This is a genomic window from Anoxybacillus sp. ST4, from assembly GCF_019448545.1.
Lineage (GTDB): Bacteria > Bacillota > Bacilli > Bacillales > Anoxybacillaceae > Anoxybacillus > Anoxybacillus pushchinoensis.
Map to the genome: position 1 here is coordinate 54790 of NZ_JAHZOE010000006.1, position 23750 is coordinate 78539.

Annotated in this window: 20 protein-coding genes and 1 other annotated feature; of the genes, 18 read left to right on the forward strand and 2 right to left on the reverse strand. The window is 43.3% G+C overall.

Features of this window, described 5'->3' with window-relative positions; all coding sequences use genetic code 11:
* Positions 1–8 precede the first annotated feature (8 nt).
* The 9 genes from leuB (at position 9) to yihA (ending at position 11764) form a co-directional block, all read left to right on the forward strand.
* Complete coding sequence (gene leuB / locus K1I44_RS06390; protein WP_219985648.1) at positions 9–1118, forward strand: 3-isopropylmalate dehydrogenase; 1110 nt, start codon at positions 9–11, stop codon at positions 1116–1118.
* 12 nt (positions 1119–1130) lie between these two features.
* Positions 1131–2546, forward strand: coding sequence for a 3-isopropylmalate dehydratase large subunit (leuC, locus tag K1I44_RS06395; protein ID WP_091701445.1), 1416 nt, complete (start codon positions 1131–1133; stop codon positions 2544–2546).
* 11 nt (positions 2547–2557) lie between these two features.
* On the forward strand, positions 2558–3142 hold the full coding sequence (leuD, locus tag K1I44_RS06400; protein WP_003396425.1) for a 3-isopropylmalate dehydratase small subunit: 585 nt from the start codon (positions 2558–2560) through the stop codon (positions 3140–3142).
* Positions 3143–3225: 83 nt separating this feature from the next.
* Positions 3226–4146, forward strand: coding sequence for a DUF3196 family protein (locus tag K1I44_RS06405; RefSeq protein ID WP_219985649.1), 921 nt, complete (start codon positions 3226–3228; stop codon positions 4144–4146).
* A 101-nt stretch (positions 4147–4247) separates the two neighbouring features.
* The gene (tig, locus tag K1I44_RS06410) at positions 4248–5534 is read left to right on the forward strand and encodes a trigger factor (protein WP_003396422.1); all 1287 of its coding nucleotides are present in this window, start codon (positions 4248–4250) and stop codon (positions 5532–5534) included.
* 194 nt (positions 5535–5728) lie between these two features.
* Positions 5729–6991, forward strand: coding sequence for an ATP-dependent protease ATP-binding subunit ClpX (gene clpX, locus K1I44_RS06415; protein WP_003396421.1), 1263 nt, complete (start codon positions 5729–5731; stop codon positions 6989–6991).
* Between the two features lie 99 nt (positions 6992–7090).
* On the forward strand, positions 7091–8749 hold the full coding sequence (gene lonB / locus K1I44_RS06420) for an ATP-dependent protease LonB (protein WP_219985650.1): 1659 nt from the start codon (positions 7091–7093) through the stop codon (positions 8747–8749).
* 97 nt (positions 8750–8846) lie between these two features.
* The gene (lon, locus tag K1I44_RS06425) at positions 8847–11186 is read left to right on the forward strand and encodes an endopeptidase La (protein WP_219985689.1); all 2340 of its coding nucleotides are present in this window, start codon (positions 8847–8849) and stop codon (positions 11184–11186) included.
* Complete coding sequence (gene yihA / locus K1I44_RS06430) at positions 11183–11764, forward strand: ribosome biogenesis GTP-binding protein YihA/YsxC (protein WP_003396418.1); 582 nt, start codon at positions 11183–11185, stop codon at positions 11762–11764. Before lon ends, yihA begins: the two co-directional genes overlap by 4 nt.
* A 39-nt stretch (positions 11765–11803) precedes the next feature.
* Here the strand turns inward: yihA and K1I44_RS06435 are convergent, their stop codons facing one another.
* Positions 11804–12277: a LiaI-LiaF-like domain-containing protein gene (locus tag K1I44_RS06435; protein WP_219985651.1), complete on the reverse strand. Its 474-nt coding sequence runs from the start codon at positions 12275–12277 to the stop codon at positions 11804–11806.
* 178 nt (positions 12278–12455) lie between these two features.
* Here K1I44_RS06435 and hemA point away from each other — a divergent pair, with 178 nt between their 5' ends.
* The 8 genes from hemA to K1I44_RS06475 all read left to right on the forward strand — a co-directional run bounded on the left by hemA (position 12456) and on the right by K1I44_RS06475 (position 20532).
* Complete coding sequence (gene hemA / locus K1I44_RS06440) at positions 12456–13790, forward strand: glutamyl-tRNA reductase (protein ID WP_003396416.1); 1335 nt, start codon at positions 12456–12458, stop codon at positions 13788–13790.
* Between the two features lie 12 nt (positions 13791–13802).
* Positions 13803–14618 carry a cytochrome C assembly family protein gene (locus tag K1I44_RS06445; RefSeq protein ID WP_003396415.1) on the forward strand — a complete coding sequence of 272 codons (816 nt, stop codon included), beginning with the start codon at positions 13803–13805 and terminating at the stop codon, positions 14616–14618.
* A gap of 21 nt (positions 14619–14639) precedes the next feature.
* On the forward strand, positions 14640–15566 hold the full coding sequence (hemC, locus tag K1I44_RS06450) for a hydroxymethylbilane synthase (RefSeq protein ID WP_219985690.1): 927 nt from the start codon (positions 14640–14642) through the stop codon (positions 15564–15566).
* Complete coding sequence (locus tag K1I44_RS06455; RefSeq protein WP_219985652.1) at positions 15567–16319, forward strand: uroporphyrinogen-III synthase; 753 nt, start codon at positions 15567–15569, stop codon at positions 16317–16319. It abuts the gene before it with no gap.
* Positions 16320–16321: 2 nt separating this feature from the next.
* Positions 16322–17296, forward strand: coding sequence for a porphobilinogen synthase (gene hemB, locus K1I44_RS06460; protein ID WP_219985653.1), 975 nt, complete (start codon positions 16322–16324; stop codon positions 17294–17296).
* Entirely contained in the window at positions 17296–18591 is a 1296-nt protein-coding gene (gene hemL, locus K1I44_RS06465) for a glutamate-1-semialdehyde 2,1-aminomutase (RefSeq protein WP_219985654.1), read from the forward strand. The genes hemB and hemL overlap by 1 nt, the downstream gene beginning before the upstream one ends.
* Positions 18592–18678: 87 nt before the next feature.
* A complete protein-coding gene (locus tag K1I44_RS06470) occupies positions 18679–19620 on the forward strand; it encodes a LysM peptidoglycan-binding domain-containing protein (protein ID WP_219985655.1) in 942 nt (313 codons plus the stop codon).
* Between the two features lie 15 nt (positions 19621–19635).
* Positions 19636–20532 (forward strand): protein kinase family protein, encoded by an 897-nt coding sequence (locus K1I44_RS06475; RefSeq protein WP_003396393.1) that lies wholly within the window; start codon positions 19636–19638, stop codon positions 20530–20532.
* Here K1I44_RS06475 and K1I44_RS06480 read toward each other — a convergent pair.
* The gene (locus K1I44_RS06480; RefSeq protein ID WP_003396391.1) at positions 20517–20708 is read right to left on the reverse strand and encodes a hypothetical protein; all 192 of its coding nucleotides are present in this window, start codon (positions 20706–20708) and stop codon (positions 20517–20519) included. The genes K1I44_RS06475 and K1I44_RS06480 overlap by 16 nt on opposite strands.
* A gap of 129 nt (positions 20709–20837) precedes the next feature.
* Positions 20838–21060 (forward strand) — a binding site (T-box leader).
* A gap of 41 nt (positions 21061–21101) precedes the next feature.
* On the opposite strand from K1I44_RS06480, the gene K1I44_RS06485 reads away from it, so the two are divergent.
* The gene (locus K1I44_RS06485; protein WP_219985656.1) at positions 21102–23726 is read left to right on the forward strand and encodes a valine--tRNA ligase; all 2625 of its coding nucleotides are present in this window, start codon (positions 21102–21104) and stop codon (positions 23724–23726) included.
* The last annotated feature ends 24 nt before the right edge of the window (positions 23727–23750 follow it).

Below are 23750 nucleotides of genomic sequence, written 5' to 3' on the forward strand. Positions count from 1 at the left end.
GATGTTTTATGTATCGTATCGCTGTTTTGCCGGGAGACGGTATCGGAAAAGAAGTGACAAAGGGGGCGGTCAATGTTTTACAAGCAATTGGTGATCGTTTTGGGCATACGTTTCATTTTTCATACGGCTTGATTGGCGGGGAAGCGATTGACCGTGAAGGAACGCCGTTCCCAGAACAAACGCTTCACATGTGTAAACAGAGCGATGCGGTATTGCTTGGTGCGGTCGGGGGGCCGAAATGGGACAGCAATCCGCCATATCTCCGTCCAGAAAAAGGATTGTTGCAAATTCGAAAAGAGATGAATTTGTTTGCGAACGTTCGACCAGTTACGTTTTATGACAGTTTATCTGGCGCTTCCCCGCTTAAACCACATGTGATTGAAGGGGCGGATTTTGTTATCGTTCGTGAATTAACAGGAGGCTTATATTTTGGAAAGCCAAGTGAACGCCGGATCGAAAAAGGGGAGGAAGCGGTCGTTGATACACTGTTTTATAAAAGGGAAGAAATCGAACGGATTATTACATTTGCTTTTGCACTAGCACAAAAGCGGAAAAAGAAAGTAACGTCCGTTGATAAAGCGAACGTGCTAGAGTCAAGCCGGATGTGGCGAGAGGTGGCTGAACAAGTGGCTAAACGTTTTCCAGATATTCAACTTGAACATATGCTTGTAGATAATGCAGCGATGCAACTCGTTCGCTCTCCAAAACAATTTGACGTGATCGTAACAGAAAATATGTTCGGTGATATTTTAAGTGATGAAGCGTCCATGTTAACAGGTTCCCTCGGCATGCTTCCTTCAGCGAGCTTATCTGTTGATGGGCCAGCATTATACGAACCGATTCACGGTTCTGCTCCGGACATCGCAGGACAAAATAAAGCGAACCCGCTTGCAACTATTTTGTCAGCGGCAATGATGCTTCGTTTATCTTTTGGATTGACAGAAGAGGCGCATATCATTGAACAGGCGGTCAAGCAAGTGCTAGACGCAGGGTATCGAACAGCAGACATCGCCCAACACGGCGATTGTGTACTATCAACGACGGAAATGGTTGAAAAAGTAAAAGATGCGATTTTAGACGACGTAGCGATCGAACGAATTATGCAAGTATATGTGTAGGAGGAGATTGTGGTGGCGCCAAAGACGATTATTGAAAAAATTTGGGATGAACACGTTGTGTATCGTGAAGAAGGAAAACCGGACTTATTATATATTGACTTACATCTCGTTCATGAAGTCACGTCTCCACAAGCGTTCGAAGGATTGCGGCAAAAAGGGAGAAAAGTGCGCCGCCCAGATTTAACATTTGCAACGATGGATCATAACGTGCCGACGGTGAACCGGTTTGTTGTTGAAGATGAAGTGGCGAAAAATCAAATGACAGCACTAGAGCGGAATTGTCGTGAGTTCGGCATTCCGCTTGCCGATTTAAACAGCCCAGAGCAAGGGATTGTACACGTCATTGGCCCGGAACTTGGATTAACACAACCGGGAAAAACAATCGTTTGCGGTGATAGCCATACGTCAACGCACGGCGCTTTTGGAGCGCTAGCGTTTGGCATCGGAACGAGCGAAGTGGAGCACGTGTTAGCGACACAAACGCTATGGCAACACCGTCCAAAAACGATGCAAGTTCATGTTACAGGTACGCTAGCACCAGGTGTATCGGCGAAAGATGTCATTTTAGCTATTATTGGTAAGTTCGGTGTTGATTTCGGTACAGGATATGTACTCGAATTTACAGGTGACGTCATTCGTCGTCTATCAATGGAAGAGCGAATGACCATTTGCAATATGTCGATCGAAGCGGGAGCACGAGCGGGATTAATTGCGCCAGATGATGTGACGTTTGCTTATTTGCGAGGAAGAAAATACGCACCAAAAGGGGAAGCGTTTGAACAAGCGGTTGAACGATGGAAACAGTTATGTACAGATGAAGGGGCGGTGTATGACCGCGTCATTCATATAGATGGAAGTGAAATTGCCCCAACGGTCACATGGGGCACAACACCAGCGATGAGCGCTCCGATCGATGGGACGGTTCCTTATCCTGAACAGTTTGCGACAGAAACGGAGCAAAAAGCAGTGCGGTTAGCGTTGCAATATATGGGGTTAAAGCCGGGGACAAAAATGACAGATATTGCTGTACAGCATGTATTTATCGGATCATGTACGAACTCTCGCTTAAGCGATTTACGGGAAGCGGCGCAAATTGTAAAAGGAAAAAAAGTTGCCCCAGGTGTTCGAGCGCTCGTCGTTCCAGGTTCTCAGCAAGTGAAAAAGCAGGCGGAGGAAGAAGGAATTGCTCAAATTTTTATTGATGCTGGCTTCGAATGGCGTGATTCCGGCTGTAGCATGTGTCTCGGAATGAATCCAGATACTGTACCAGCAGGCGAGCATTGCGCTTCAACGTCAAACCGAAACTTTGAAGGACGTCAAGGAAAAGGTGCACGTACGCATTTAGTGAGTCCAGCGATGGCGGCAGCCGCGGCCATTTACGGCCATTTTGTCGATGTGCGTACGCTATATAAAGAAACGGTACGATAGGAGTGGAAAAAGTGGAACCATTCGTTGTTCATAAAGGAAAAGTAGCGGGGTTAGATCGTGCCAACGTGGATACGGATCAAATCATTCCGAAGCAGTTTTTAAAACGAATTGAACGAACGGGATTTGGTAAATTTCTTTTTTACGATTGGCGTTATCTCCCTGATGGTACGCCAAATCCACAGTTCGAATTAAACCGTCCTGAAAATGAAGGAGCGACAATTTTAGTCGCCAATGAAAATTTCGGTTGTGGTTCATCGCGCGAACATGCTCCGTGGGCGCTTGCTGATTACGGCTTTCGTGCTGTTATTGCTCCTTCATTTGCAGATATTTTTTACAACAACTGTTTAAAAAATAGCTTACTCCCTATTAAGCTATCGAAAGAAGACGTTGCGTATTTATTGAAACAGGCGCAACGGTCAGACTATGAGCTCACCATTTCGCTTGAGCAGCAAGTCGTCTTTGATGACGAAGGATTTACAAGCGCATTTGACATTGACCCGTATCGAAAACAGCTTCTTTTAAAAGGTTGGGACGAAATCGACTTAACGTTCGTGTATGAGCCGCATATCGTTGCTTATGAACAATCGCGCTCTTGACAAGTTGTCAAGGGCGTTTTTTATTGAGTTTATAGGCAAATGTTGTTAAACTGAAAAATAAATGTACATGAAGGTGGGTACAAGTGAAAAATCGAAAAGTCATTCCGCACCCCTATATTAAAGAGCGGTTGTTGGCTGAAGGAATGGATGCGTTAAAAGGAAAACGATACAAGGAAGCATATACGTATTTTACACAATTGCAGCAGTTCAATTTGAACGACGATGATGTGGACATGGCGCTTGTCGTTTGCCTGTTTGAAATGGGACGAATCAAAGAGGCGAAAGAAAAGTGCGAACAGCTGTTGGCGCGTGGAACAGGGGATTGGACAATATACATTTCTATGCTCGTCCATTTGCAGCAGTACGATGAAGTGATTGCAGTTATTCAAACGTTGCAACAAAAAGGGATCGACTGCACCTCATTGTTACCGCTTTTGCATTTTAGTGAAAAAATGGTTCGCTCACATCAGGAACAAAAGAAAAAACAGTATGAAGCCATTTTCGAAAGCGATCAATGGACAGCCCAACTTCGCGTCCTTCAGCAACTGGAGCGGAATGTTGTGTTGCATCTTGTTCCTATGTTTGCTCGCTATTTGCGCGATGAAACGAACCATCCCGCTGTAAAAACGACAATATTGCAAACGTTAAAAAAAGAACAAGTGACGGAGCAAATGACCGTTAAAAAATTTGGCCAAACGATGACCGTTGTTCCCGCTTATCTCGATGAGCGAAAACAAGAACAATTTTCAGAGCAAGTGCTTCACATCGTCGATCAAACGTGGGCAAAGCAAAATCCGACGATGTACGAGTGGAGCAAGCAAATATGGATTCGCTACATGTTTATGATATATCCATTTCTACCAGAACAGCCGGTACAACAATGGGCAGATGCCCTACATATATATGTTCAACAATGCGAAAATGGCGAAATGATATGTACACATCCGCTTGTTGCCAAACTTTATGAGGTAGAAAAATTGTGGCTTTCTGTTGAAAGTATATGATTGTATGGTATAATATAGTGGTTGTATTACACATAAAACCGTGTATGCCTACATATATGTAGTTCATTTACATGAATTTTTGAAGTTGGAGGGAAATGAGCATGTCGGCGAAATGGGAAAAACTCGAAGGCAACCAAGGCGTTCTTACAGTTGAAGTAGACGCTGAAAAAGTGAACGAAGGATTAGACGAAGCGTTTAAAAAAGTAGTGAAAAAAGTACAAATTCCAGGATTCCGTAAAGGTAAAATTCCTCGCTCTTTATTTGAAAAGCGTTTCGGTGTTGAATCATTATACGCAGATGCGTTAGATATTTTATTGCCAGAGGCATACGCAAAAGCTGTTGAAGAAACAGGCATCGAGCCAGTCGATCGTCCAGAAATCGACATCGAGCAAATGGAAAAAGGAAAAAGCTTAATTTTCACTGCAAAAGTGACAGTGAAGCCAGAAGTAACACTCGGTCAATATAAAGGGCTTGAAGTAGAAAAATTAGACGACACGGTAACTGATGAAGATGTGGAGCAAGAATTAAAACGTTTACAAGAACGCCACGCTGAGCTTGTTGTGAAAGAAGAAGGAACAGTAGAAAACGGGGATACAGTCGTCATCGATTTCGAAGGATTCGTTGATGGTGAACCGTTTGAAGGTGGAAAAGCAGAAAACTATTCGCTCGTCGTCGGATCAGGTACATTCATTCCTGGATTTGAAGAACAATTAATCGGCATGGCTGCTGGAGAAGAAAAAGACATTGAAGTGACGTTCCCAGAAGAATATCATGCGGAACAATTAGCGGGCAAACCAGCAGTATTTAAAATCAAATTGCATGAAGTGAAAACAAAACAACTTCCAGCGCTTGACGATGAATTTGCGAAAGATGCAGATGAAGAAGTAGAAACATTAGATGCCCTAAAAGAAAAAATTAAAGACCGCTTAACAAAAGAGAAAAAAGAAGAAGCAGAAGCTGCACTTCGCGATGCCGTTGTTCAAAAAGCGACAGAAAATGCGCAAATGGACATTCCAGAAGTGATGGTTAAAAACGAAACAGACCGTATGATTCGCGAGTTTGAGCAACGTTTACAAATGCAAGGATTAAACCTTGATTTATACTACCAATTCTCTGGACAAGATGAAGCAGCTCTTCGTGAACAAATGAAGGAAGAGGCAGAAAAACGTGTTCGTGTAACGTTGACGCTTGAAGCGATCGTAAAAGCAGAAAACATCGACGTCACAGAAGAAGAAGTAGAAAAAGAATTGCAAGAAATGGCTAACTTATATAACTTATCAGTAGATAAGTTAAAAGAGCTTTTAGGCACAGTAGACGGCTTAAAAGAAGATTTGAAAATGCGCAAAGCGATCGATTTCCTTGTTGAAAACAGCAAAGTTGTTGCATAATGAGAAGAGAAAGAACAAGGTGCCACACGTGCCTTGTTCTTTCCACATATAAATCACTATGAAAGTTTTCTAACTTTTCACGCACATTTGCATTTTTATTGGCATACTTTTAAAGATTTATGATAAAATGACGAATACATAACGTTTTTTCATTTTTATGTACATATGATCGTAAAGGAATAAGGGGTGAAAACATGTTTAAATTTAATGATGAAAAAGGGCAGTTAAAATGCTCGTTTTGCGGCAAAACGCAAGAACAAGTGCGCAAGCTTGTTGCTGGCCCAGGCGTATACATATGTGATGAATGTATTGAATTGTGCACTGAAATTGTGCAGGAGGAGCTTGGATCGGAAGAAGAAGTCGAGTTTAAAGATGTGCCGAAGCCGAAGGAAATTCGCGAAATTTTAGATGAGTACGTCATCGGACAAGATGAGGCGAAAAAAGCGCTTTCTGTGGCAGTGTACAACCATTACAAACGCATTAATTCAAACAGTAAAATTGATGACGTCGAATTAGCAAAAAGTAACATTTTAATGATCGGGCCGACAGGAAGCGGAAAAACGTTGCTCGCTCAAACGCTTGCACGCATCTTAAACGTGCCGTTTGCGATCGCTGATGCGACATCGCTTACAGAAGCCGGGTATGTAGGTGAAGACGTTGAAAATATTTTGTTGAAGCTCATTCAAGCTGCAGATTATGATATTGAGCGAGCAGAAAAAGGAATTATTTACATCGATGAAATTGACAAAATTGCGCGGAAATCAGAAAATCCTTCCATTACGCGCGACGTATCTGGTGAAGGGGTACAGCAAGCATTATTAAAAATTTTAGAAGGTACTATCGCGAGTGTGCCGCCACAAGGGGGGCGCAAGCATCCGCATCAAGAGTTTATCCAAATTGACACGACAAACATTTTGTTCATTTGCGGGGGAGCGTTTGACGGTTTAGAGCCAATTATTAAGCGGCGACTCGGTAAAAAAGTAATCGGTTTTAGCTCTGATGTGCAAGCTGAAGTTGAAGAAAAAGATTTATTATCGAAAGTGTTGCCAGAAGACTTATTAAAGTTCGGGTTAATTCCAGAGTTTGTTGGTCGTCTTCCGGTGATTACAAGCTTGCAGCCGCTTGATGAAGACGCGCTTGTCGATATTTTAGTGAAGCCGAAAAATGCGCTCGTGAAGCAGTATGAAAAAATGCTTGAGCTTGACGATGTTGAACTTGAATTTGAAGAAGAAGCGCTTCGTGAAATTGCCAAACGCGCGATTGAGCGGAAAACAGGGGCACGCGGATTGCGTTCAATTATTGAAGGTATTATGCTCGATGTTATGTTTGAATTACCGTCGCGTGAAGATGTGAAAAAATGTGTCATCACTGCACAAACGGTACGCGGAGAAAAAGCGCCGCTTCTCATTTTACAAGATGGAACGGTCGTTGAGTATGAAAGAAAAACGTCCGCTTAAGTTTAAAATCGCCTTTCGATGAGAAAGGCGGTTTTTTTGTTTATTTCTGTTTTTGTTCGGAGATACTATGCGTACAATACATACGCAGGAGGAACGAGCATGAATTGGACAAATATCGCATTAATGATTCAGTTGTTTTTCGGGATCGTGATCGGCCTATACTTTTTAAATTTATTAAAAAGCCAACGAACACAAAAAATTTCGATCGATAAAGAAGCGAGAAAAGAGATGGAGCAACTTCGGAAAATGCGTTCCATTTCATTAACGGAGCCGCTTGCTGAAAAAGTGCGTCCAAAAACGTTTGACGATATTGTCGGTCAAGAAGATGGGATAAAAGCGTTAAAAGCTGCGTTATGTGGACCGAATCCACAACATGTCATTATTTATGGGCCGCCTGGCGTTGGAAAAACAGCAGCGGCTCGTCTCGTATTAGAAGAAGCAAAAAAAAATCCGTTATCTCCGTTTCGAAAGGATGCTGTATTTATTGAATTAGATGCAACGACAGCACGTTTCGATGAACGGGGCATTGCTGATCCGCTCATCGGTTCTGTACACGATCCGATTTATCAAGGAGCGGGGGCGATGGGACAAGCAGGTATTCCGCAACCGAAGCAAGGGGCGGTGACAAACGCCCACGGTGGTATACTATTCATTGATGAAATTGGTGAATTGCATCCCATTCAAATGAACAAGCTGTTGAAAGTGTTAGAAGATCGCAAAGTATTTTTTGAAAGCGCGTATTACAGTGAGGAAAATCCAAACATTCCGAATCATATTCATGATATTTTTCAAAACGGATTACCGGCTGATTTTCGGCTCGTCGGCGCTACGACGCGCACGCCAAATGAAATACCGCCAGCTATTCGCTCACGTTGTATGGAAGTATTTTTTAGAGATTTAGAACAAGAAGAAGTTGCCCAAATTGTGAAAAAGGCAGCAGAAAAAGTGAATCTTCCAATTGAAGAACAAGCGGTAAATGAGCTAGCGATGTACGCGCGCAACGGAAGGGAAGCAGTCAACACGTTGCAAATTGCGGCGGGTATTGTTATTTCGGAGAAACGGTCTAAAATTTTACGTCAAGACATTGAATGGGTCATTCAATCGAGTCAATTATCACCACGTTATGAAAAAAAGGTAGGGACAGAAGCGAAAATTGGATTAGTGAACGGACTAGCAGTTCACGGTCCAAATAGCGGGGCGTTATTAGAAATTGAAGTTGCCGTATTGCCAGCAAAAGAAAAAGGAACGATCAATATGACTGGCATTGTGGAAGAAGAGCAAATCGGCGGGCAAGGAAAATCTATTCGGCGAAAAAGCATGGCGCGCGGCTCCATTGAAAATGTGATTACCGTTTTACGCACGTTCGGCGTTCCTGCTGACCAATATGATATTCATGTGAATTTTCCAGGTGGTGTTCCAATTGACGGTCCTTCTGCTGGTGTAGCGATGGCAGTAGGCATTTATTCAGCTATTTATCGTTTACAGATTGACCCGACGGTCGCGATGACAGGAGAAATTGGTGTACACGGCAACGTCAAACCAGTTGGTGGTATTTTCCCGAAAGTGAAAGCGGCCAAACAAGCTGGAGCGAAAACAGTCATCATTCCACGTGGCAATATGCAATCTATTTTAAGACAAGTGACAGAAATTGAAATCGTTCCAGTTGACCATATCGGTGATGTTCTTTCTTTCTTATTTCGCGAACACGTTCGTTCTGTTCCGATGCGTCACCATGTGCCGAAAACAGAACTTATGTGAAAGCAGTCGGCTTCAACGGAGCGTTGAAGTCGATTTTTTACGATGAAAGATTTTACAAACTCTATAATGTACTATACAATAGGGCAATAGAAGTATGATGGAGGTGCGGGTTGTGGCGAGAAAGAAAAATAAAGTGATTCCACTCTTGCCGTTAAGAGGATTACTTGTGTTTCCAACGACAGTATTGCATTTAGATGTTGGACGGGAAAAATCTGTGCAGGCGCTAGAAAAAGCGATGGTTGAAGACAATCTCGTGTTGTTAACGTCGCAAAAAGACGTACAAATTGATGATCCGGAACTTGAAGATTTATATGATATGGGGACGGTTGCGCGGGTGAAGCAATTATTGAAGTTGCCGAACGGAACGTTTCGTGTGCTCGTTGAAGGAATATCACGCGGGAAAGTATTAAAATGGGTAAGTGAAGATCCTTGCTATGTCGTGCAAATTGAACAGTTTACCGACAATGAAAAGGACGATATGGAACTTGAAGCATTGCGCCGCACAATGCTTGAGTATTTTGAGCAATACATAAAGCTTTCTAAAAAATTGTCCGCCGATATTTATACGTCTGTCATGGACATTCAACAAGCGGGGCGAATGGCGGACATTATCGCTTCTCATTTGCCGTTAAAACTTGAAGAAAAGCAACGGTTGCTTGAAGCGGTTGATGTGAAAGAACGCGTCCATCAAATCATTCAAATTCTTCATAACGAAAAAGAAATTTTGCATTTAGAAAAACGAATTAGCCAACGCGTGAAACAATCGATGGAGCGGACGCAAAAAGAATATTACTTACGCGAGCAAATGAAGGCCATTCAAAAAGAGCTTGGCGAAAAAGAAGGAAAAGCTGGTGAAATTGAATCGTTGCGCGAGAAAATTGAACAAGCAGGTATGCCGGAACACGTGAAAGCAACTGCATTAAAAGAGCTTGAACGCTATGAAAAAGTGCCGGCTGCCTCTGCAGAAAGTGGGGTCATTCGCAACTATTTAGATTGGTTGCTTGCGTTACCATGGACGAAACAAACAGAAGATATTCACGATATTCATCGCGCTGAAAACATTTTAAACGAAGAACATTATGGGCTCGAAACGGTAAAAGAGCGCGTGTTGGAATATTTAGCTGTCCAACAATTGACGCATTCGTTACGAGGACCGATTCTTTGTTTAGTAGGACCGCCGGGGGTTGGAAAAACATCGCTTGCTCGTTCAATCGCGAAAACGTTAAATCGACGTTTCGTCCGCATTTCGCTTGGTGGTGTGCGTGACGAGTCGGAAATTCGCGGCCATCGCCGTACGTACGTCGGTGCTTTACCAGGTCGTATTATTCAAGGGATGAAAAAAGCTGGAACGATTAACCCTGTATTTTTACTTGATGAAATTGATAAAATGTCGAACGATTTTCGCGGTGATCCGTCTGCGGCGTTACTCGAAGTATTGGACCCGGAACAAAATCATTCATTTAGCGATCATTATATTGAAGAACCGTATGACTTATCGAAAGTGATGTTTATTGCGACAGCGAATACGCTCGCAACGATCCCTCGTCCGCTGCTAGACCGAATGGAAGTCATTACAATTCCGAGCTATACGGAAATTGAAAAGCTTCATATCGCAAGAGAACATTTATTGCCAAAACAAATGGAAGCGCACGGTTTGCAAAAGCGTATGCTTCATATGCGCGATGAAGCGCTCATGCAAGTGATTCGCTATTATACACGCGAAGCAGGTGTGCGGAATTTAGAACGCCAACTTGCTTCCATTTGTCGCAAAGCTGCAAAAACAATCGTATCTGAGGGACGAAAGCGCGTTGTCATAACAGAAAAAAACGTTAGTGAATGGTTAGGAAAGCCGAAATATCATTACGGACAAGCTGAAAGTGAAGATCAAGTCGGCGTGGCGACAGGGTTGGCGTATACAGCGGCTGGTGGAGATACGTTGGCGATTGAAGTATCGATTGCTCCTGGCAAAGGAAAGCTGACGCTGACGGGTCAACTAGGTGACGTCATGAAAGAATCTGCCCAAGCAGCGTTCACATACATTCGCTCGAAGGCGAAAGAATTCGGAATCGATCCAGAGTTTCATGAAAAGTTAGATATTCACATTCACGTGCCAGAGGGGGCGGTACCAAAGGATGGGCCTTCGGCAGGAATTACGATAGCGACGGCGCTCATTTCGGCGTTGACAGGAAAACGAGTGAGCCGTTTTGTCGGTATGACTGGTGAAATCACATTGCGCGGTCGTGTGCTTGCAATTGGCGGGGTAAAGGAGAAAGTATTGAGCGCCCATCGCGCAGGGTTAAAGAAAGTCATTTTGCCGAAAGAAAATGAAAAAGATTTAGAAGACATCCCTGAAGTTGTAAAAAAACAAATGCAATTTGTTCTCGTTTCACATATTGATGATGTGCTTGAACATGCTTTGGTAGGTGAAGGTCAATGAAAATTACAAACGTAGAAATGGTGATTAGCGCCGTCAAACAAGAACAATACCCAGCAGGTCAACTCCCGGAGTTTGCGCTTGCTGGGCGCTCGAATGTCGGCAAATCTTCTTTTATTAACAAAATGATTAACCGGAAAAATTTTGCCCGCACGTCATCGAAGCCAGGGAAAACACAAACGTTAAATTTTTACCGCATTAACGACGGTTTTTATTTTGTTGACGTGCCGGGATATGGATTCGCGAAAGTGTCAAAAACAGAGCGCGAAGCATGGGGAAAAATGATTGAAACGTATTTTACGACGCGCGAACAACTAAAAGCGGCGTTGCTTATCGTTGATTTACGTCATCCTCCAACAAAAGACGATGTCATGATGTATGAGTTTTTAAAGCATTACGATATTCCGACGGTCGTGATCGCGACGAAAGCAGATAAAATTCCGCGCGGCAAATGGCAACAACATGCAAAAGTAGCAAAAGAAACGTTGCGTCTTATCGGAGATGATGAGCTTATCATTTTTTCAGCAGAAACCGGTCAAGGAAAAGACGAAGTATGGGGCGTATTACAAAAATGGATGTAAACAAAAAATGTGGGTAATTTGCCCACATTTTTTGCATAGTTATCCTTTTTTCACGAACAATAAGTACAATCCAAGCAAAATGAACGCGAGCGGCCAAATGTGGATGAGCGAATCGAACGTCACAGATGTAAACGCTTGTTGAAGCGGTTGGGAAAATAAAAAAATAACCGAAAGGGCAAACAGTAAAATCGTCGGAAGTAGCGCTTGTTTTGTTTTCACGTATTGCATGAAAAGTCCAATCGCCACTATGAACGTCAATGCGCTAATATCATCCGGCCACGATGACAGACGAGAAGAAAGATGAAAATGAACGCCAATTCCTGTAAATACAACACCAGATAAAATGGTATGGTAGTCCTTTTCGATATACGCTTGCCCTAAAAAAGCAATCCCGATGATGAGCAATAACGTTGGCCACGTATGGAAAGATGAAAAAAGCGAAAATCGTTCAAGCAAAAAGTATAGACCGAATCCAATTAAAATGATGCCGGAAAAAATACCACGTTTTTTCATTGAAAATCCCCCAATTCCGTGCGACACTTGAAACAGCATCTGTTCATTAGTTTACTAAATGAACGTCATTTAAGAAAGACCGAAAGTTGTCAAATTGTATTCACACTTTATTAAAGAAAAAACAAAATAGACGTGCTATAATGGAATGAGATGACTTTAAACTTCGGGGTGATGGGAAATGTATGTTGTCGTTGTCAGCGTGAACTATCGCACAGCCCCTGTTGAAATTCGTGAAAAGTTGACGTTTAATCAAGCGGAGCTTGTTGAAGCGATGAAAGCGCTACAAAAGCAAAAAAGCATGTTAGAAAACGTCATTGTATCGACATGTAACCGTACAGAAATTTATGCGGTTGTTGATCAATTAAACACAGGGCGTTATTATATAAAAACATTTTTAGCAGATTGGTTTGGCCTCGATAAAGAGCAAATCGTTCCGTATTTGCGTATTTATGAAGAGCGTGAAGCGATTGAACACTTGTTCCGCGTTGCTTGCGGTCTCGATTCGATGATTTTAGGTGAAACGCAAATTCTTGGGCAAGTGCGTACAAGTTTCCTTTTAGCGCAACAAGAAAACACAATAGGCACGGTGTTTAAACAGCTATTTAAACAAGCGATTACGCTTGCTAAACGCGCCCATGCCGAAACAGAAATCGGTGCTAATGCTGTGTCAGTAAGTTATGCAGCTGTCGAGCTCGCAAAAAAAATTTTTGGCGATTTAAAAAATAAACATGTGCTCGTTTTAGGTGCAGGAAAAATGGGAGAATTGGCGTTGCAAAACTTGTACGGAAGCGGCGTCAAGCGCGTGACGGTTGTCAACCGGACGTTTGAGAAAGCACAGCAGCTTGCTGAACGTTTTAACGGTGATGCGAAGCCGCTATCGCAACTACAATGCGCATTATTAGAAGCGGATATTTTAATTAGTTCAACTGGTGCAAAACAATACGTCATTACAAAAGAGACGATGGCAGTCATTGAAAAAATGCGCAAAGGTCGTCCGTTTTTTATGATTGATATTGCTGTTCCGCGCGATTTAGATCCTGCGCTTGCGGAGCTAGATAGCGTCTTCTTGTACGACATCGATGACTTGCAAGATATCGTTGAAGCGAACTTAGCGGAACGAAAAAAAGCGGCAGAGCAAATTGAGCGCATGATTGCTGAAGAGATGGATGAGTTCCAACAATGGTTGCATATGCTTGGCGTCGTTCCGATTATTTCTGCTTTGCGTGAAAAGGCGATGCTTATTCAAGAGGAGACGATGAAAAGCTTAGAGCGAAAGTTGCCGCATTTATCTGAACGAGATAGGAAGGTGTTAAACAAACATACGAAAAGCATCGTCAACCAATTGTTGCGCGATCCGATTTTACGCGCAAAAGAGTTAGCTGCAGAGGACAATGCGGAAGAAGCGCTTCAACTGTTCATGAAAATTTTTAACATTGAACAACAAGTGAAGCAGCAACAAAAAGAGATGAGCTGTGTTCACGAGCGGGTAGCTGAACCATCTTTTCAACCGTAAGGAAGAGTTCGTATGTTTGAAATGACGAGATGGTATGAACTCTCGCTTCTTTTACATGCATCGTCCGTTTTGTTTTATTTTATTGATTTTCTTCATCACAACCGGAAAGCAAACCGCATCGCTTTCGGGTTGCTTTCTATTGTTTGGGGGATGCAAACATGTTTCTTTTTCTTCAGAATGGTGGAGACAGGGCGCTTTCCTGTTTTAACGCTTGCGGAGGGGCTGTCGTTTTACGCGTGGCTGCTCATTACGTTGTCGCTTGCCATTAACGGCTGGCTGCGCGTCGATTTCCTCGTCTTTTTCACAAACGTGTTAGCGTTTTTTATTCTTTCATTGCATACGTTCGCGCCGACGCCGTATACTGTCGGCATCGCTGAGCAGCTCATGTCAGAACTGTTGTTTATTCATATTACGATGGCTATTTTATCGTACGGGGCGTTTTCACTTTCGTTTATGTTTTCCCTTTTATATTTGCTTCAATACGGATTATTGAAGCGAAAAAAGTGGGGCAAGCGATTGTGGCGGCTCGGCGATTTAGCTAAGTTAGACGACCTTGCATACGTGTTAAACGGTGTCGGCGTACCGGTGTTATTATTAAGTTTAATTTTAGGTATTGTTTGGGCATATATGAAAGTAGATCATTTCGTTTTATACGATGCCAAAGTGCTCGGATCGTTCACCGTATTTGCGACATACAGCTTTTATTTGTATAGGAGAGCGGTCAGAGGGATGCAAGGAAAAGAAATGGCGTATTGGAACATCGGTTCATTTCTTATTTTGCTTATTAATTTCTTTTTGTTTGGTACGTTATCGCAATTTCATTTTTAGCGATTGTTGGAGGAAAGCATGATGAGAAAAGTCATTGTTGGTTCGCGCCGAAGCAAGTTAGCGTTAACTCAGACGAACTGGGTTATTGAGCAACTAAAGCAACTCGGTGCGCCGTTTGAATTTCAAGTGAAAGAAATTGTCACAAAAGGCGATCAAATTTTACATGTGACGTTATCGAAAGTTGGGGGCAAAGGGTTATTCGTGAAAGAAATTGAACAAGCGATGCTCGATGGCGAAATTGATTTTGCTGTCCATAGTATGAAAGATATGCCCGCTATATTACCTGAAGGGTTAACGATCGGGTGTGTACCGAAACGTGAAGATCATCGCGACGTACTTATTTCTAAAAAACATATTCCATTTGAGCAGTTGCCGAGTGGAGCGATTGTTGGAACGAGCAGTTTGCGGCGTTCGGCGCAGCTATTAGCCGTTCGCCCAGATTTAAACATTCAATGGATTCGCGGCAACATCGATACGCGCTTAAACAAGCTAAAAACGGATGCGTACGACGCCATTATATTGGCTGCTGCTGGGTTGCATCGCATGGGATGGGCAAAAGAAGTGATTACACAATATTTGCCGACTGACGTATGCGTTCCAGCGGTTGGACAAGGTGCGTTGGCGATTGAATGTCGGGAAGATGATGAAGAGCTATTGTATTGGTTAAACCAACTGACTGATAAACAAACGGAACGTGCTGTTCGGGCAGAGCGAGCCTTTTTACAGCGCATTGAGGGCGGATGCCAAGTGCCTGTGGCTGGATATGCATATGTTGATCGAGATGATATCGTACTTACAGCGCTTGTTGCGACACCGAACGGAACAGAAGTGCTAAAAGAAGTCGTGCGAGGAACGGATCCAGAAAAAATAGGAGTGGAAGCGGCACAACGGTTAATCGACCGCGGAGCAAAACAGTTAATTGCGCGTGTACTAAAGGAGCTGGAGTAAATGTTGAAGGGGAAGCGGGTGCTTGTAACACGCGAAAAGGCGCAAGCGAAAGCGTTATCGCAAACGTTGGAGCGGTACGGCGCCATTCCAATTGAACTGCCGCTTATTCGCATTGAGCGGGCAAAACAATTGGATGACGCGCTAGTAAATGAGTGGCATACGTATGATTGGATCGTATTTACAAGCCAAAACGGGGTAAAATATTTTTTCGAGCTAATTGGGGAAATAAAGCCACCAACGTGGCCGAAAGTGGCAGCGGTAGGGGAAAAAACAGCGAAAGCGTTACAAAAGCGAAACATCGTTGTCGATCTCGTTCCAATCGAATTTGTCGCAGAGAGCTTAGCTGAGTCGTTGACCCTTCTCCTTTCAACGCATGCGCGCATCTTGCTTGTGAAAGGAAACTTAGCGCGCGACACCCTTCGCGAGCAATTGAATAACATCGCGGACGTGACAGATTGGATTGTGTACGAAACGACGATAAATGAAGAAGCGAAGTCGCAAGTCGTTGCTCTTCTTCAACAGCGCCTCATCGATGTCATCACGTTTACAAGCTCGTCGACGGTGCGCAGTTTTGAACGAGCGATCGCAAAAGAAAACGTCGATTTGTCTTTCGTCACAATTGCCTGTATCGGTCCGATTACGAAACAAACGGCGCTTGATTTAGGGATTCCTGTTCACGTTTGTCCTCATACATACACAATTGATGCTATGGTACAAGAGCTTTATCAATATTTTCAAACAAGAGGTGAGTAACTATGCAATTTGCGCGACATCGTCGTCTGCGTCAAACAGCGAATTTGCGTGCGATGGTACGTGAAACGCATCTTCATGTAGAAGATTTCATTTATCCGATTTTTGTCATCGAAGGGGAAAAGATAAAAAATGAAGTACCTTCGATGCCTGGCGTGTATCAACAGTCGCTTGACTATGCGCTTGAGGACGTTCGAGAAGCGGTTGAATTAGGCGTGCGCTCCGTTATCGTATTCGGTGTGCCGAACGAAAAAAACGAGGTTGCTTCGCAAGCGTATTGTGAACACGGCGTCGTTCAACGTGCTATTCGCGCGATAAAGAGTGAGTTTCCTGAACTTGTTATCATTGCAGATACGTGCTTGTGCCATTATACGAGCCACGGACATTGTGGAATTGTAAAAAACGGAACGATCGTCAACGACGATACGCTTGAATTGTTAGCGAAAACAGCAGTGAGCCAAGCAAAAGCTGGAGCGGACGTGATTGCTCCATCGAATATGATGGATGGCTTCGTCGCAGCTATTCGTCACGCATTAGACGAAGCAGGCTTTACATATGTGCCGATTATGTCGTATGCGGTGAAATATTCGTCCGCATTTTACGGCCCGTTTCGCGATGCAGCACATAGCGCGCCGCAGTTTGGCGACCGTAAAACGTACCAAATGGATCCTGCCAATCGGTTAGAAGCGTTTCGTGAGGCGCAAGCAGATGTAGAACAAGGATCCGACTTTCTAATGGTAAAACCGGCGCTATCGTATTTAGATATTATTCGCGATTTAAAAAATCATTTCCATTTGCCGATTGTTGCTTATAACGTCAGCGGAGAATATGCGATGGTGAAAGCAGCCGCCCAAAACGGATGGATTGATGAAAAAGCGGTTGTACTCGAAATGTTAACGAGCATGAAGCGAGCAGGGGCGGATGTCATCTTAACGTACTTCGCTAAAGATGTTGCTCGCTGGTTAAAGGAGGAAAAATAATGCGTAGCTATGAACGTTCAAAAGCGGCGTATGCTGAAGCGGTAAAGCTCATGCCTGGCGGTGTAAACAGCCCAGTGCGCGCATTTCGGGCAGTAAAAATGGATCCGATTTTTATGGCGCGCGGAAAAGGTTCAAAAATTTACGACGTTGACGGCAATGAATATATTGACTATGTGTTATCGTGGGGTCCGCTTATTTTAGGACATGCGAACGATCGAGTTGTGGAAGCGCTAAAGCGGGTAGCGGAAACGGGCACAAGCTTTGGTGCTCCAACGTTAATCGAAAATGAACTCGCTAAACTTGTGATGGAACGCATGCCGTCCATTGAAATCATTCGCATGGTTAGTTCAGGGACGGAGGCGACGATGAGCGCCCTTCGGTTAGCGCGTGGTTACACAGGCCGAAATAAAATCGTCAAATTTGAAGGATGCTATCACGGACATGGCGATTCGCTTTTAATTAAAGCGGGGTCAGGTGTAGCGACGCTCGGTTTGCCGGATAGCCCAGGGGTGCCGGAAACGATCGCCCAACATACGATTACTGTACCATACAACGATTTACAAAGCGTGCGTTATGCGTTTGAAAAGTTTGGAGAAGATATTGCGGCGGTCATTGTGGAACCTGTTGCTGGAAATATGGGAGTCGTTCCACCAGAACAAGGTTTCTTGCAAGGTTTGCGCGATGTAACGAACGAGTACGGTGCACTTCTTATTTTTGATGAAGTCATGACTGGCTTCCGTGTCGATTATTATAGCGGTCAAGGTTATTACGGTGTCAAACCAGACTTGACGTGCCTTGGAAAAGTCATTGGCGGCGGCTTACCAGTTGGCGCATACGGTGGACGTGCGGATATTATGGAGAAAATTGCGCCAAGTGGGCCAATTTATCAAGCTGGTACGTTATCAGGAAATCCGATGGCGATGACAGCTGGTTATGAAACGCTCCGACAACTGACGCCAGAAACGTATAAAGCGTTCCAGAAAAAAGCAAACCGTTTAGCAGAAGGGTTAAGCGAAGCGGCAAAAGCGTATGATATTCCACATACGATTAACCAAGCTGGCTCGATGATCGGCATATTCTTTACGAATGAACGTGTTACGAATTACGAAACGGCGAAAACGTCCGATTTAGACTTATTTGCTCGTTATTATCAAGAAATGGCGAATGAAGGCATTTTCTTACCGCCATCGCAGTTTGAAGGCATGTTTTTGTCCACTGCGCATACAGATGACGATATTGAAAAAACAATTGAAGCAGCGCGACGTGCGTTTGCAAAAATTAGCGATTGCCTCTAGGGCATCGCTTTTTTTATGCATACTTCTTTTTTTCTTCTCATAACCATAGTAATGTGAAATGACTTGGACGTTGAAGGAGAGATGAGCATGTTGCGTTTTTCAATTGAAGAAGCGATTGCGTTTCGACGTGAACATCACGTCGATCAACTATTATCGATTTCGCTACAACCGACAATTACAATCGAGGAACAAGAAGATTATGTGTATATTCGTGGTGTGCTAGAACTATCCGGAGAATATACAAAACATGAAGAAGATGGAGAAGATGTTGAAACATTTGAACTCGGGCGATACATTGAACAAGTGCGTATGCATGATGAGGAAACGGGTGAATTTTTACATCAATTTCCGATTGACGTAACTGTTCCAAAAGAGCGAGTCGATGATCTTGAACAAGTGTATGTGCTGATCGAATCATTTGATTATGACTTACGGAAAAACGAATTACGTCTTATTGCTGAAGTGGCCATTCACGGTATTCAAATGGATGATGATCGAGAAGACGAAGAAGAGTGGGATGCGTACAACGTAGACGACTTTGAACCGTTTGAAGCTGTTGCCCGTCAAGAAGTATATGAAGAAGAAAAAGAAGAACAAGAAACAATCGTCAATGTACCGACATTTTATATGCTCCATGAAGAACAGGTAGCTGATGATGACGAACATAAAGAAGAACGGATTGATGTTCAAGGAGAGCATGAAGAAGAACAGGTTGATACTCAAAAGGGATATGAAGAACAGGAGAGCAAACGAGAAGAAACGTCTTTTCAACTTGAACTAAAAGGAAGGGAGACGAACGAAAAGCGAAATGAAAATGCGTTATATTTAACAAAACTATTTGGTAAAAATGAAGAACAGGCGTTTGCTCGTTTGAAAATTTGCATCGTCCAACAAGGCGATTCGTTGGACAAGATTGCCGAGCGATACGACGTATCTGTTCAACAGTTGTTGCGTACAAATCACCTTGAAAGTGGTGCAGATGTACATGAAGGTCAGTTACTATACATTCCAACGCCAAGTAAAGTATAAAAGGGCGGCATGGTGATGAAACAAGCGAGCGTACAAAAATGGGAAACGACAAATGGAACATACGCGATTAAACGCATCGATTCATTTGCTCATTGGCAGGCGATTGAGCAAGCTTATCGCTTACGCATTCCGCTTGCCGTCCCTATTTATGAAGCGAAAAAACGAGATAATCAATGGTATTATACGATGCCTTGGTTAAAACAAAAAAAACATCCGACATCATCTTTTTTTCACGATTTAGCACGATGGCATAAACATTCATTAAAAGAAATACAAACGACTGAAGCGGAAATCGAATCTTATTATAAGGAACGAAAAAGCTCACTTGAAAAGGCAAAACAAACATTAACTCATCATATTGAACAATGTGAAAAACAGTGGTATATGTCCCCATTTCAGCTACAATGTTGCACCCATTTTCTCGATATTATGCGCGCCATCTCGTTTTCTGAACATACGTTAAATGAATGGCGCGAGCGAATGAAAGAAAAAAAAACCGTACGCATTTGTTACATTCATGGGCATCCGTCGTTCCAACATTATGTAGAACGGGATGACGGCACAGCGTATTTTATTAGTTTTGAACGGGCGCGCTGGGCTCCACCATTTCATGATTTACTCTTATTTTTTCGCCAATATTTGTATACGTATCCGTTGACGTGTGATGAAGCGGTACAGTGGCTTGCACAATATGAACAAACATTGGCGCTTGAAGAAGATGAACGGTTATTGTTTTTTCACTTTCTTGCCGATCCGCACGTATTCGTTCAACTTATTCATCGCTACGAACAACATCGACACGACCGGCAACTGACAGCTGCTTGGCAACGGGCATATTGGCAAATGAAAAATATTGAATATGTCATTGGAAAATGGGAAGAAGAAAAGCAACAACATCAAATCCAATCGTAATGTAAAGCGAAGGAAAGAAGAATGAAAATAGCGAGTAAAATGACGTCAATCGTTGTTGGAAATAAAATCGTTCGAATAGCTTGAACAACGGTAATCGGGATGATACATTGCTCGGCAATGAAGCGAAGTTTTCTTAGCCACGGTGGCCAAGCGTACGGGTTGTAACGTTTACGCATATGCTCACATCCTTTTCAATTTTGCTCCGCATGGAGTTTTTCTTTTTTATCATATGTATAAAGAAGTGAAAATGTGGCAAACCTTATTGACGATTCGTATGATTTTTATATAGTATTATGTATGAACAGAAAAAAGCGAAGATAGGGAAGAGTACGGCGTAACCCGCCTTGCAGAGAGGGAAATCAATAGCTGCGAGATTTCCTAGGTTTGTGGTCGTCGGAAGGTCGCCCTGGAGCTGCTTCTTCGAACGAAAGTAGGAGAAGCCGGTGCGTCGCCGTTATCGATTTGAGTGCTTAAGCATCGCTTAAGAAAAAAGGTGGTACCGCGAAAGAGTCTCCTTTCGTCCTTTTCGGATGAAAGGAGTTTTTTATTTGATTGAAGGAGGGATTTGTATGTTACCGCCAAAATATGATCATCGTGCTGTAGAAGCGAATCGCTATGCATGGTGGCTAAAAGGGAAGTTTTTTGAAGCAACAAGCGATGAAACGAAAAAGCCATTTACAATCGTCATTCCACCGCCAAACGTGACAGGGAAACTTCATTTAGGACATGCATGGGATACGACGTTACAAGACATTATTACACGCATGAAACGCATGCAAGGATACGATGTGTTATGGCTTCCAGGCATGGATCATGCGGGAATTGCCACGCAAGCGAAAGTCGAAGAAAAGTTGCGCAATGAAGGAAAGACGCGCTACGACTTAGGACGTGAAAAGTTCGTTGAAGAAACGTGGAAATGGAAAGAAGAGTATGCTGGGCATATTCGCTCCCAGTGGGCAAAGCTTGGGCTCGGACTCGATTATACGCGAGAGCGCTTTACGCTTGATGAAGGACTATCTAAAGCGGTGCGCGAAGTGTTCGTTTCGCTATATAAAAAAGGACTGATTTATCGTGGAGAGTACATTATTAACTGGGATCCAGTAACAAAAACAGCATTATCGGACATTGAAGTCGTATATAAAGATGTACAAGGTGCGCTATATCATATGCGCTATCCGCTTGCTGACGGCTCTGGCTATATTGAAGTGGCGACGACGCGTCCAGAAACGATGCTTGGTGATACAGCCGTTGCGGTTCATCCAGAAGATGAACGTTACAAACATCTCATCGGAAAAACAGTCATTTTACCGATTGTTGGTCGTGAAATTCCAATTATCGGTGATGAATACGTCGATATGTCGTTCGGTTCAGGGGCGGTCAAAATTACGCCAGCGCACGATCCAAACGACTTTGAAATCGGCAACCGTCACAACTTACCTCGCGTTCTTGTGATGAACGAAGATGGTACGATGAATGACAATGCGCTTCAATATAAAGGGCTCGATCGCTTCGAATGCCGGAAACAAATTGTGAAAGATTTACAAGCACAAGGCGTGCTATTTAAAATTGAAGAACATATGCATGCAGTCGGTCATAGCGAGCGTAGCGGGGCGGTTGTAGAGCCATATTTATCGACGCAATGGTTTGTGAAAATGAAGCCGCTTGCTGAAGCTGCAATTGAATTGCAAAAGACGGAAGGAAAAGTAAACTTCGTCCCAGAGCGGTTTGAAAAAACGTACTTACATTGGATGGAAAATATTCGCGACTGGTGCATTTCTCGCCAACTTTGGTGGGGTCATCGCATTCCAGCATGGTACCATAAAGAAACGGGCGAAGTGTACGTTGATCATGAACCGCCGGCAGACATCGAAAATTGGGAACAAGATCCGGACGTATTAGATACGTGGTTTAGCTCTGCGCTTTGGCCGTTTTCAACGATGGGGTGGCCAGATGAAACAGCGACAGATTACAACCGCTATTATCCGACAGATGTGCTTGTGACAGGGTATGACATCATTTTCTTCTGGGTGTCGCGCATGATTTTCCAAGCGCTCGAATTTACAGGAAAACGTCCGTTTAAAGATGTGCTTATTCACGGATTAGTGCGCGATGCACAAGGACGAAAAATGAGCAAATCGCTCGGCAACGGCGTCGACCCGATGGATGTTATCGATCAGTACGGTGCGGACTCGCTTCGCTATTTCTTAGCAACAGGAAGCGCTCCAGGTCAAGACTTGCGCTTTAGCACCGAAAAAGTTGAAGCGACATGGAATTTCGTAAATAAAATTTGGAATGCGTCTCGTTTTGCGCTCATGAATATGGAAGGGTTCACGTATGATGACATCGACTTAAACGGTGAAAAAACGGTTGCTGACCACTGGATTTTAACGCGCTTAAATGAAACGATCGAGACGGTCACAAAACTTGCAGATAAATACGAGTTTGGCGAAGTCGGTCGCGTGTTATATAACTTTATTTGGGATGATTTATGCGATTGGTATATTGAGATGGCGAAGTTACCGTTATACGGTGAAGATGAACAAGCGAAAAAGACGACGCGCTCAGTGCTTGCTTATGTGCTTGATCAAACGATGCGCCTCCTTCATCCGTTCATGCCGTTTGTCACAGAAGAAATTTGGCAACAGCTTCCGCATGAAGGAGAGTCGATTACAGTTGCTCCGTGGCCGCAAGTTCGTCCTGAACTTAGTAATCATGAAGCTGCTGAGCAAATGCGCTTGCTTGTTGATATTATTCGCGCGGTGCGTAACATTCGCGCTGAAGTCAATACTCCATTAAGCAAGCCAATTACGTTACACATTAAAGCGAAAGACGAGCACATTGCAACAACGCTTGAGAAAAACCGTTCATATATTGAGCGTTTCTGCAATCCAAGTGAACTTGTGATTGGCACAGCCATTCCAACTGTTGAAAAAGCGATGACGGCTGTTGTGACAGGTGCGGAACTAAGCTTGCCGCTTGAAGGATTAATTAATATTGAAGAAGAAGTGAAACGCCTCGAAAAAGAGTTACAAAAACTCGATCAAGAAGTCGAGCGTGTGCAAAAGAAATTAAGCAATGAAGGATTTTTAGCAAAAGCGCCAGCGCACGTCGTCGAAGAGGAGCGGAAAAAAGAGCGCGACTATATAGAAAAACGTGAAGCGGTTCGCGCCCGTCTTGCACAATTAAAGCAATAGTTTTATGATGAAGACGAATCCACT